Origin of the sequence: uncultured Allobosea sp., assembly GCF_945956895.1 — a bacterium.
Taxonomy (GTDB): Bacteria; Pseudomonadota; Alphaproteobacteria; order Rhizobiales; family Beijerinckiaceae; genus Allobosea.
The window spans coordinates 1-10,778 of record NZ_CAMFJF010000082.1 but is presented as its reverse complement, the minus strand read 5'-3'; the positions used below and the strand labels follow the sequence as shown (position 1 = coordinate 10,778).

10 protein-coding genes and 1 riboswitch are annotated in these 10,778 nt (G+C 67.5%); of the genes, 8 read left to right on the top strand and 2 right to left on the bottom strand.

Going from position 1 to position 10,778, the window contains the following annotated elements; translation table 11 throughout:
* Nucleotides 1-16: 16 nt before the first annotated feature.
* A riboswitch (TPP riboswitch) is annotated at nt 17-147 on the top strand.
* 86 nt (nt 148-233) lie between these two features.
* The 7 genes from Q0Q02_RS21400 (at nt 234) to Q0Q02_RS21370 (ending at nt 6,942) form a co-directional block, all read left to right on the top strand.
* Nucleotides 234-1,310 (top strand): hypothetical protein, encoded by a 1,077-nt coding sequence (locus Q0Q02_RS21400; protein WP_293812550.1) that lies wholly within the window; start codon nt 234-236, stop codon nt 1,308-1,310.
* 5 nt (nt 1,311-1,315) lie between these two features.
* Nucleotides 1,316-2,764 (top strand): acyl-CoA reductase, encoded by a 1,449-nt coding sequence (locus tag Q0Q02_RS21395; RefSeq protein WP_293812548.1) that lies wholly within the window; start codon nt 1,316-1,318, stop codon nt 2,762-2,764.
* Nucleotides 2,754-3,545, top strand: a complete 792-nt coding sequence (locus Q0Q02_RS21390; protein WP_293812546.1) for an ABC transporter ATP-binding protein — start codon at nt 2,754-2,756, stop codon at nt 3,543-3,545. The genes Q0Q02_RS21395 and Q0Q02_RS21390 overlap by 11 nt, the downstream gene beginning before the upstream one ends.
* The gene (locus Q0Q02_RS21385; protein WP_293812544.1) at nt 3,542-4,291 is read left to right on the top strand and encodes an ABC transporter permease; all 750 of its coding nucleotides are present in this window, start codon (nt 3,542-3,544) and stop codon (nt 4,289-4,291) included. Before Q0Q02_RS21390 ends, Q0Q02_RS21385 begins: the two co-directional genes overlap by 4 nt.
* A gap of 147 nt (nt 4,292-4,438) precedes the next feature.
* Nucleotides 4,439-5,428, top strand: coding sequence for an ABC transporter substrate-binding protein (locus Q0Q02_RS21380; RefSeq protein ID WP_293812542.1), 990 nt, complete (start codon nt 4,439-4,441; stop codon nt 5,426-5,428).
* Nucleotides 5,425-6,192: an SDR family oxidoreductase gene (locus Q0Q02_RS21375; protein WP_293812540.1), complete on the top strand. Its 768-nt coding sequence runs from the start codon at nt 5,425-5,427 to the stop codon at nt 6,190-6,192. The genes Q0Q02_RS21380 and Q0Q02_RS21375 overlap by 4 nt, the downstream gene beginning before the upstream one ends.
* Before the next feature lie 78 nt (nt 6,193-6,270).
* Nucleotides 6,271-6,942 (top strand): 4-hydroxythreonine-4-phosphate dehydrogenase, encoded by a 672-nt coding sequence (locus tag Q0Q02_RS21370; RefSeq protein WP_293812538.1) that lies wholly within the window; start codon nt 6,271-6,273, stop codon nt 6,940-6,942.
* Between the two features lie 112 nt (nt 6,943-7,054).
* On the opposite strand, the gene katG is transcribed toward Q0Q02_RS21370, so the two are convergent.
* A complete protein-coding gene (gene katG / locus Q0Q02_RS21365) occupies nt 7,055-9,229 on the bottom strand; it encodes a catalase/peroxidase HPI (protein WP_293812536.1) in 2,175 nt (724 codons plus the stop codon).
* A gap of 184 nt (nt 9,230-9,413) precedes the next feature.
* On the opposite strand from katG, the gene Q0Q02_RS21360 reads away from it, so the two are divergent.
* Complete coding sequence (locus Q0Q02_RS21360; RefSeq protein WP_293812534.1) at nt 9,414-10,322, top strand: hydrogen peroxide-inducible genes activator; 909 nt, start codon at nt 9,414-9,416, stop codon at nt 10,320-10,322.
* 206 nt (nt 10,323-10,528) lie between these two features.
* Here Q0Q02_RS21360 and Q0Q02_RS21355 read toward each other — a convergent pair.
* On the bottom strand, nt 10,529-10,778 hold a 250-nt coding region (locus Q0Q02_RS21355; protein WP_293812532.1), incomplete at its 5' end, for a hypothetical protein.

Genomic DNA, 10,778 nt, shown 5'->3' with positions numbered 1-10,778 from the left:
GCCGCTCGTCATCTGCATCCGTTCCCAGGGGGGCCTCGCTAGGAGGCTGAGATTCCGCCGGCTGGGCTTTCGAGCCTTAAGCAACGCGGTGACCCTCCGAACCTGATCCGGATCATACCGGCGTAGGGATGCGGGACATGCGGCCTTGAGGCCCTGATTCCAGCTTGCGCTCGTGATCCTCCAGCGATCGACGCCTCGGCTTGTCCGCGCGCGTCCGAACGGAGTGGGTTTAAGTGACGCAAGCCGAGATCATCGCGGCGCTCAAGGCGTTCATCGCGCTTCCCGATGCGTCGGAAGCCGAGTTCGAAGCGATGGCGCTCAAGGTCTTCGCCTATCAGTTCCGCAATAACGAGCCCTATAAGCGCTTCTGCCTGCAGCGTGGCCGCACGCCGCTTTCGGTGAAGCGCTGGCGCGACATCCCGGCCGTGCCGATCACCGCCTTCAAGGACTTGACGCTGAGCTGCAGCCCGCCGGAAGCCGCCGAACGCGTCTTCATGACGAGCGGCACGACGCAGGGCATCCGCGGCCGAAGCTATCACCCGACGCTCGACGTCTGGAAGCGCTCGATGCTGGTCAATTTCCGCGCGCGCTTCATGCTTGGCCGCGAGCGCATCCGCATGGGCATCCTCTTCCCGGACGAGGCGGAGCTGCCGAACTCTTCGCTCGCCACCTATCTCTCGCTCGCCCGGAGCGAATGCGGCACGCCGGATTCCCGGACCTTCATCAATACCGCCGGGCTCGATCTCGATGGATTGCTGGCGACACTCACCGAAGTCGAAGCGAGCGGAGAGCCCTATGCCCTGCTCGGCGCGAGCTATTCCTTCGTGCCCGTGCTGGACGCGCTCGCGGCGAACGGCCGGCGCTTCGCGCTCCCGGAAGGCAGCCGCATCCTCGACACCGGCGGGTTCAAGGGCCAGTCGCGCGAACTGGGACCCGGCGAGTTTTATGACGGGCTGAGCCTCTCGTTCGGCGTGCCGCGCGCGTCCTGCATCAACATGTATGGGATGACCGAGCTGAGTTCGCAGCTCTATGACGACGGCAACGCCGCCTGCCCGTCGGTGAAATCCGGTCCGCACTGGATCCGCAGCCGCGTCGTCGATCCGCTGACCGGCGCCGACCTGCCCGAAGGCCAACGCGGCGTGATCGTCCATCACGACCTCGCCCATTTCAACTGCGTCGCGGCGATCCTGACCGAGGATGCCGGCGAGATCGTGCCCGGTGGATTCAGGTTGCTCGGCCGGGTCGATGGCGAGGCCTCGAAGGGCTGTTCGGTCGCAGTCGCCGAATTCCTCGCAGCGGCGCGAGGCTGACCGCCGTGATCGAGCATGCGGGCCATGTGCCGGGCCTGAACCGCGACGCGCTGCGCTGGCGCGAAGTCAGCCACAGCGCCTGGGGCGAGAGCGCTACAGTCGCATTGCCCGGGCTCGAGGAGGCGCAGGCCACGGCGCTTTGCGCGCATGTCCGCGAGAATGCCCGCGCGCACTTGAAACGGATGCCGGTTGCCCGCATCGTCGACGCGATCGATGCCGCCATCGCGCGCCTGCTCGATCGCGAACATCCGCTGCGGCGCAAGGCCGAGCATCTCCTGCCGATCATCACAGGCTATGATCGCGAGACAGTGCGGCTCGGCCTGACCGGCTATCTCAAGACCTTCCGCAAGCCTCAGCTGCTGCGCTTCCTGGCCGAGGATTTCGCCAATCCCGGCGTGCTCGACGGTTTCCAGCCGACGCCCAAGGGCGGCTATCTGCGGGCCCATGGCCCGGAGCTCTTGCTGCATGTCTGGGCCGGCAACGTGCCGGCGCTCTCGCTCTGGAGTCTGATCTGCGGCTTGCTGGTCAAGGCCGGCAGCGTCGGCAAGCTCGCCTCGGCCGAGCCGCTGACGGCAGGCTGGTTCGCGAGCCTGCTTGCCGAGGTCGACCCCGAGATCGGCAAATGCCTCGCCATCACCTGGTGGAAGGGCGGCGAAGCGGCGGCCGAGCCGGTCTTCCTGCGCGAGGCCGACACCGTCATGGCCTATGGCGGCAACGACACGCTGGCGACCCTGCGCGCCAAGCTGCCGATCACGACCCGCTTCCTGCCGCATGGTCACAAGATCGGGTTCGGCGTGATCGCGCGCGAAGCGCTCGACAGCCGCAAAGCCCCGGCGCTGGCCCGCCTCGCGGCGCATGACGTCACCCGTTACGAGCAGCAAGGCTGCTACTCGCCGCAGATGCTCTTCGTCGAGCGCGGCGGAAAGGTCAGCCCGGCAGAGTTCTCCCGTTACGTTGCGCAGGAACTCAGCGCCATCGCCTCGCGCCATCCGCGCCGGGCTCTCTCGCCAGGTGAAGCGGCCTCGATCGCCGCATGGCGGAGTGCGCAGGAGACGCGCGCGATGGAGGGCACCGCAGAGCTTCTGGGCGAACCATCCAGCAACTGGAGCGTCGTCCATGTCGAGGCACCGGAAGCCCTGAGCCCGAGCGGGCTGAACCGCACGCTGAAATTGGTCGCGGTCGAGAGCCTCGACGAGGTCGCCGCGCTTGTCGCCCCCTATCGCAATTTCCTGCAGACGGCCGGCATCGCTGCGGCGCCCGAGCGGCTGTTCCGGCTTTCCGGGCAGTTGGGCGAAATCGGCGTCAGCCGCATCGCTCCGCTCGGCCGCATGACCGCGCCGGAGGCGGGCTGGCATCATGACGGGCGCTTCAGCCTGCTCGACCTCGTCACCTTCACGGAGATCGAGCAGAGTGCAGAAATCGCGGCAGAAGGGTTCGCCCCCTATGTCGATTGACCTCGCCAAGACCGATTTCGTCACGATCGAACGAGCCAGCTACCGCTATAGCGCGACCGGCCCCGCTGTCGTCGACGCCATCGACTGGACGATCCCGCGCGGCGAGATTCATTGCCTGCTCGGCCGCAGCGGCTGCGGCAAGACCACCTTGCTCAAGCTCGCCGCCGGCCTGCTGATACCGAGCGAAGGCGCGATCCGCATCGGCGGCGAGGCGCTGGCCGGTCCGAGCCCACGCGCCGGCTTCGTCTTCCAGGCACCGACGCTGCTCGATTGGCTGAGCGCGCTCGACAACGTCCTGCTGCCGGTCTCGCTGAAACGCCGCCCGACCATCGCCGACAAGGACGCGGCACTCGATCTGCTCGAGCGCGTCGGCCTCGCGGATTTCGCCATGCGTCGTCCCGCCGAACTCTCCGGCGGCCAGCAGAGCCGTGTCGCCGTCGCCCGTGCGCTGGTCGGCAATCCCGACCTGCTGCTGCTCGACGAGCCCTTCGCCGCACTCGACGCCCTGACGCGCGAGGAATTGCAGGACGATCTGCTGCGCCTCTGCGCGCTCAACGGCACGACCGCGCTCTTCGTCACCCATGATATCGGCGAGGCCGTCTATCTCGCCGACACGGTCGCGGTGATGGAGGTTGGCCGCGTCACGCATGTGCGCCGGATCGAACTCGCCCGCCCGCGCCACCGCGACATGCGCTATGCCCCCGGCTTCACTGCCGCCTGCCGCGCCTTGCGCGATGCCATGGACGGCGCTGTCGCCGTCAATCGGAGGCCGGCGGCATGATGGCCCGGCTGCCCTCACTCCTGCTGTTCGTCGTCCTGCTCGCAGGCTGGGAGGCCTGGTGCCGTATCGGCGGGCTCTCGGCCCTTGTCCTGCCGCCGCCTTCCGCCGTGCTCGCGACGCTCTGGAGCGAGATCGCAACCGGAAGGCTCTGGCCACATCTGGCGATGACCGCTGCGGAGATGGCGCTAGGCCTCGGCATCGGCGCCGTCGTCGGGCTGGGTGTCGGCATCCTGCTGGCGGAATTCCCGGCGTTGAGCCGCCTGCTGCGCCCCTATGTGCTGGCGAGCCAGCTCGTGCCCAAGCTCGCGCTCGGCCCGCTCTTCATCATCTGGTTCGGCTTCGGCATGACGCCGACCGTCGTCATCACCGCGCTGATCTGCTTCTTCCCGCTGATGGAGAACACCCTGACCGGCATCAGCGAGGTTGATGGCTCCCGGCGCGAGCTCTTCCGCATGCTCGGCGCCGGCCGCTTCCAGACCCTGCTGCGGCTGAAGCTGCCGGCGGCTCTGCCCGTCATCATGGCGGGCCTGCGCGTCGCCGTCGTGCTGGCATTGGTCGGCGCCGTCGTCGGCGAGTTCATCGGCGGGCGGATCGGGCTCGGCGCCTCGATCATCGCCGCGCAGAGCGTGATGGATTCGAGCCTGATCTTCGCCCTGTTCATCGTCATTACCGCCCTTGGAATGCTGCTCTACGAGGCCGTGCGCCTGATCGAGCGCCGCGTCCTGCACCGCTTCTCGAAAGGCTAGACCATGTCCGTTTTCATCACGCTCGCTCGCCTCCTGAGAACAGGGCACGTCATCCCGGCCGCAGCGAAGCGGAGCGCCGGGATCCATCATAGGGCGCCGCGCTCTGCGATGGATTCCGGATCGGCGCTGCTTCGCAGCTTGTCCGGGATGACGGCGAGCGTGGCGGTCGCGACGGCGATCTTGCTGTCCGCCTGGACGTCGGCTCAGGCGCAGCCCCTCGACAAGGTCACCGTCGCCGGCTGGAGCCAGCCGATCAGCGAGATCACCAACCTCCTGGCCGAGCCCGACAAGGGCTTCTTCAAGGCCAAGGGCATCGCGCTCGACTATGTGCCCGGCAATGGCGGCGGCGCAGCGCTGCAGACCCTGATCGCCGGGCAGGCGGATGTCGCCTTCACCGATCCGGCCGCGCTCTATCTCGCGCTCGACAAGGGCGAGAAGCTCGTCGCGATCTACAACATCTATCCGCAGAACGTCTTCAACGTGGTCGCGCTGAAGAGCAGCGGCATTCGCTCGGCTGCCGATCTCAAGGGCAAGCGCATCGGCGTCTACAGCCTCGCGAGCGGCACTTACCAGAACCTGCTCGTGCTGCTGAATCAGGTGGGCTTGAGCGAGAAGGATGTGACCATCCAGCCGACGGGCCTGCTCAATTTCGCACCCCTGATGCAGGGGCAGGTCGACGCCACCGCCGCGACCGATACCGGCCTGCTCGTCGCCCGCGCCAAGGGGCTGGGCGAAGCCAACGTCATCGAGGTCCGCGACCAGCTCAATCTGCCGAGCGACATCTTCGTCGTGAAGGAGAGCTATTACGAGCAGAACAAGCCGCTGCTGAAGCGCTTCCTCGCCGCCTATCGCGATTCCGCCGCCTGGATGATCGCCAAGCCCGAGGAGGCCGCGCGCATCGCCGTCACCCGCGCCATCAACGGCCGCGACGAGGCGGTCAATCTCGAGATCATCAAGCTGCGCAACGCCTCGAGCGTCTCGGCGACGACGGAGCGCGAGGGCCTCGGCCGCTTCGATCTCGATGCCCTCCAGAAGGGCGCCGATACCTTTCGCAGTCTCGGGTTGATCGCCCGCCAGATCGATATGAAGGCGGTGGTGAAGAGCGACCTCATCCCGCCGAAGGATGGCGCGCCATGAGCTTCCGCGACCGGGCCATCCTCGTCACCGGCGCGAGCCGCGGCATCGGCGCAGCGATCGCGAAGGCGTTCGCCGCCGAGGGCGGCATCGTCATCGTCAACTACCGGACGAACGAGGCCGCCGCCGAGGCTGTCGCAGCGGAATGCCGCGCGCTTGGCGGCGAGGCGTTGGCCATCGCGGCCGATGTCACCTCTCCCGAAGCGGTAGCGGCCATGGCGGCGCGCATCGCCGAGGAGGTCGGGCGGCTCGATGTCGTCGTCAACAACGCCTTCGCGCCCTATCGCTTCGACCCGGACAACCGCGCCCGCTTTTGGGAGACGCCCTGGGAAGCCTACGAGCAGCAGTTCGAGGGCGCGGTGAAGGCGGCCTATACGGTCAGCCGCGCGATGCTGCCGCTGCTCCAGCGCCGCAGCGGGGCAGCGATCGTCAATCTCGCCAGCGATCTGGTGACGCGGCCGAGCATTCCCTATCACGATTACACGACCGCCAAGGCGGCGCTCACCGGCTTCAGCCGCAATCTTGCGGCCGAGCTCGGCCCGCTCGGCATCCGCGTGAACTGTGTCGCGCCGGGGCTGGTCTATCCGACGCAGGCGAGCGCGGACACACCGGAAGAGGTCCGCGAGATGCTGATCGCGCAAACGCCCTTGCGCCGCATCGCGACGCCCGAGGACGTGGCGGGGCCGGTCCTGTTCCTCGCCAGCGACTGGAGCCGCTTCGTCACGGGCCAGATCTTGCATGTCGATGGCGGGCTGGTGATGGCCTGAGCAACTGGCGAGGAACAGGCCTCCTCTCCGCCCGGAACTTGTGGCATCCCTGAGCAAGCATCCTTCATGGAGAAGGTCATGGCCGGGCTCGACTTCATCTTCATGCTGACGCGCCATGATCGGACGGTGCCGGAGGCGATCGATCATGTCGCGACCGCGTTGGACACCGGCATCCGCCATATCGGCTTCAAGGATATCGGCCTGCCCTTCGCCGAACTCAGGACCATCCAGCGCCTGATCAAGGCCGGCGGCGCCGCGAGCTATCTCGAAGTCGTCTCGCTCGATCGTGCCAGCGAGATCGCCTCGGTGCGAGCCGCGATCGATCTCGGCGTCGACCATCTGCTCGGCGGGACCCATGTCGAGGACGTGGCGCCGCTCCTGCGCGGTAGCGGCATCCGCTACTATCCTTTTGCCGGACGCATCTCCGGGCATCCGAGCATTCTGGAAGGCACGGTTGCCGAGATCGCCCATAGCGCCCGAGCCATCGCCGCCTGGGATGGCGTGCACGGACTCGATCTCCTCGCCTATCGCTCGCGCACGGATGTGGACGTTCTCATCGCAGCGGTCTGCGCGGCTACGGAAAAGCCTGTCCTCGTCGCCGGCTCGATCGAGCGTCCAGAACAGATCGAGGCGGTCCGCCGCAGCGGGGCGGCAGGCTTCACCATCGGCACGGCGGCGCTTGAAGGCCGCTTTCCGGCTTCCGGCTCCACCTTGCGGGCGCAACTCGACGCCATCATCGCTTGCCGCTGAAGCAGGCGCCGCGCCGCCGCAGCTCCGTCGGACATCCGCATGCCCTGACAGAAAACCCCGCCGGTGATGCCGGCGGGGTTCATCAACAGAGCAATGCTCGCGCTGAACCGTCTCAGGCCTGGTCGGCGCGATCGGCGTTCATCACCTTGGCCCAGGCCGCGACGAAGTCGTCGACGAATTTCCGGGCGTTGTCGTCCTGGGCATAGACTTCGGCATAGGCGCGCAGCACCGAGTTCGAGCCGAAGACGAGGTCGACGCGGGTCGCGGTCCATTTCACCGCGCCGGTCTTGCGGTCGCGGATCTCGTAGAGGCCGTTCGCCGTCGGCACCCAGCTGTAGTGCATGTCGGTGAGGTTGACGAAGAAGTCGCTGGTCAGCGCACCGACGCGGTCAGTGAACACGCCATGCTTGGTGCCGCCATGGTTGGTGCCGAGCACGCGCATGCCGCCGAGCAGCACCGTCATCTCCGCCGCCGTCAGGCCGAGCAGCTGGGCACGGTCGAGCAACATCTCCTCGCCGGTGACGACATAGGCTTCCTTCTGCCAGTTGCGGAAACCGTCGGCGAGCGGCTCCAGCACAGCGAAGGAAGCCGCATCGGTCTGCGCGTCGCTGGCGTCGCCACGGCCCGGCGCGAACGGCACGGTCACGTCGAAGCCCGCAGCCTTCGCCGCCTTCTCGACGCCGACATTGCCGGCGAGCACGATGACGTCGGCAATGCTCGCGCCGGTCGCGGCCGCGATCGGCTCCAGCACCGCCAGAACCTTCGCCAGACGCGTCGGCTCGTTGCCGGCCCAGTCCTTCTGCGGGGCGAGGCGGATGCGGGCGCCATTGCTGCCGCCGCGCTTGTCCGAGCCACGGAAGGTGCGGGCGCTGTCCCAGGCGGTCGAGACGAGATCGGCCGTCGAGAGGCCGCTCGCGGCGATCTTCGCCTTCACCGAGGCGACGTCGTAACCGACACGGCCGGCCGGGATGGGGTCCTGCCAGATCAATTCCTCGGACGGGACGTCGGGGCCGAAATAGCGCGAGGCCGGGCCGAGATCGCGATGGGTCAGCTTGAACCAGGCGCGGGCGAAGGCATCCGAGAACGCATCGAAATCGTTGAGGAAGCGCTCCGAGATCGCTCGGTAGGCGGGGTCGACCTTCAGCGCCATGTCGGCATCGGTCATCATCGGGTTGCGGCGGATCGAGGCGTCCTCCACGTCAGCCGGCTTGTCCGCGTCGGCGATCGAGACCGGCTCGTACTGCCAGGCGCCGGCCGGCGACTTGCGCAGCTCCCAGTCATGGCCGAGCAGCATCTCGAAGAAGCCGTTGTCCCAGCGCGTCGGATGGGTGGTCCAGGCGCCCTCGATGCCGCTGACGACCTGATCGCGGCCGATGCCACGGCCCTTGCGGTTCATCCAGCCGAGGCCCTGATCCTCGATCGAGCCGCTTTCCGGCGCCGGGCTGAGATTGCCGGCGTCGCCATTGCCATGGCCCTTGCCGATGGTGTGGCCGCCGGCGGTGAGGGCCACCGTCTCCTCGTCATTCATCGCCATGCGCGCGAAGGTCTCGCGCATCATCGCGGCGGTCTTGAGCGGGTCCGGTTTGCCGTTGACGCCTTCCGGATTGACGTAGATCAGGCCCATCTGGACGGCGGCCAGCGGGTTCGCCAGCGTCTTGGCGTCGGCGAGGTCGCCATAGCGATTGTCGCTCGGCGCCAGCCATTCCTTCTCCTCGCCCCAGTAGATGTCCTTCTCGGGGTGCCAGATGTCCTCGCGGCCGAAGGCGAAGCCGAAGGTCTTCAGGCCGGCGACCTCATAGGCGATCGTACCGGCGAGTGCGATCAGGTCGGCCCAGCTGACGCGGTTGCCGTATTTCTTCTTGATCGGCCAGAGCAGGCGGCGCGGCTTGTCCGTGTTGGCGTTGTCCGGCCAGGAGTTCAGCGGGGCGAAGCGCTGGTTGCCGGTGCCGGCGCCGCCACGGCCGTCGGAGATGCGGTAGGTGCCGGCGGCATGCCAGGTCATGCGGGCCATGGTGCCGACATAGCTGCCCCAGTCGGCCGGCCACCAATCCTGGCTGTCGGTCATCAGAGCGCGCAGGTCATTCTTCAGCGCCGCGACGTCGAGCTTCTTCAGCTCCTCGCGATAGTTGAAGTCCTTGCCCAGCGGTTTGGTCTTGCTGTCCTGCTGGTGGAGGATGTCGAGGTTCAGCGCGTTCGGCCACCAGTTGGAGACGGAGCCGCCGCCCTGGGTCATCGCGCCATGCATGACCGGGCATTTGCCGGCCGTCTTCACGTCACCACCGCTCATGATATCCCCCTTCGGAGCCTGCTGAATTGGGTCTTTCCGGAAGGCGCCCGCCGCCTCACGCCGGAAGGCGGCACGTTCCGCATCCGCCTGAAGCCGATGCCGCACCGTTCCATTCGAATGGTTCTAGGGAAAAGCTATCATAATGAGAACTTGAATTTTCAAATCGGTACGATAATTTTTCCAAATGATATCGATTAAGCATCTCCGCTACTTCGCGGCGCTGGCGCAGCACCGCCATTTCGGCCGCGCGGCAGATGCCTGCGCGATCAGCCAGCCGGCCCTGTCTCTGCAGATCAAGGATCTGGAGGACCTGCTCGGCGCACTATTGGTCGAGCGCGACCGCCGGCAGATCCGGCTGACCAGCCTCGGCGAGGCCTTCGCCGGGCGGGCCCAGCAGATCCTGCGCTCGGTCGACGAACTGGCGGACCTGGCGCGCGCCTCGAGCCCGTCGCTGGGCGGCCGGTTGCGCATCGGCATGATCCCGACCGTCGCGCCCTATCTCCTGCCGGCCGTGATCCGGCGGCTGACGGAGCGCTTTCCGGCGGTCGACCTGCGCCCGCGCGAAGCCGTGACCGGCAAGCTGACGGAAGACCTGATCACCGGTGGGCTCGATATCGCCGTCATGGCCCTGCCGGCTTCGGAACCCTCGCTGCAGGACTATCCGCTGTTCGACGAGGAATTCGTCCTGGTCCGGCCCCTGGCCGACCGGGACAAGCCGCCGCCCGGCGTCGAGAGCCTGCGCGCGATGCGCCTGCTCCTGCTGGAGGAGGGGCACTGCTTCCGCGATCAGGCGCTGGCCTTCTGCAACATGGCGCCGGGCCTGTCGCAGGACCCGATGGAGGGCAGTTCGCTGGCGACGCTGGTGCGCATGGTCGGCGCCGGCATGGGCGTGACCTTGATCCCGGAGATGGCGGTCGCGGCGGAGACTTCCGCGGTGGAGGTGAGCATCGCCCGGCTGGCGGAGCCGAGACCGAGACGCACCATCGGCCTGGCCTGGCGCAAGACGAACCCGCTGGCCCAGCATTTCATGCAGGTCGGAGAGATCGTCCGTCAGGAGCACGAAACCCTGCGCCGATACGGCCGGGATGCATAGCTTCCCCGGATCGACTCCGAGGGGTATCAGATCGCGCGGACGATCCGGTGGACCACCCACGGGAGCAGGCCGAGACAGCCGATCTGAACCGCCGTCCGGAACAGCACGAGCATGACTTGCTTCATTGGCGGATATCCGCCCGCGCTATGAAAAAGCGGCCCGTCTCCGGGCCGCTGATTCATGGACGAACGGATAGCGACGACCGCTTACCGGTAGACCGGCGGTCCGCCATAGCCGGGCGTCCCCATGTACCGGCCGCCACCGCGCGGACCGTAATAGCCGCCGCGCGGGCCGCCGTAATAGCCCCGACGCGGGCCGTAATAGCCGCCGCGCGGGCCATAGCCGCCACGTCCGTAGCGCTGCTGGCGCTGCGTCTCACGCATGATCATGTGACGCCGCTCGGCAGCAGCCGACCAGGTGTATTCAGCGGCCTGCTTGTCCAGGCGCTGGGCCATC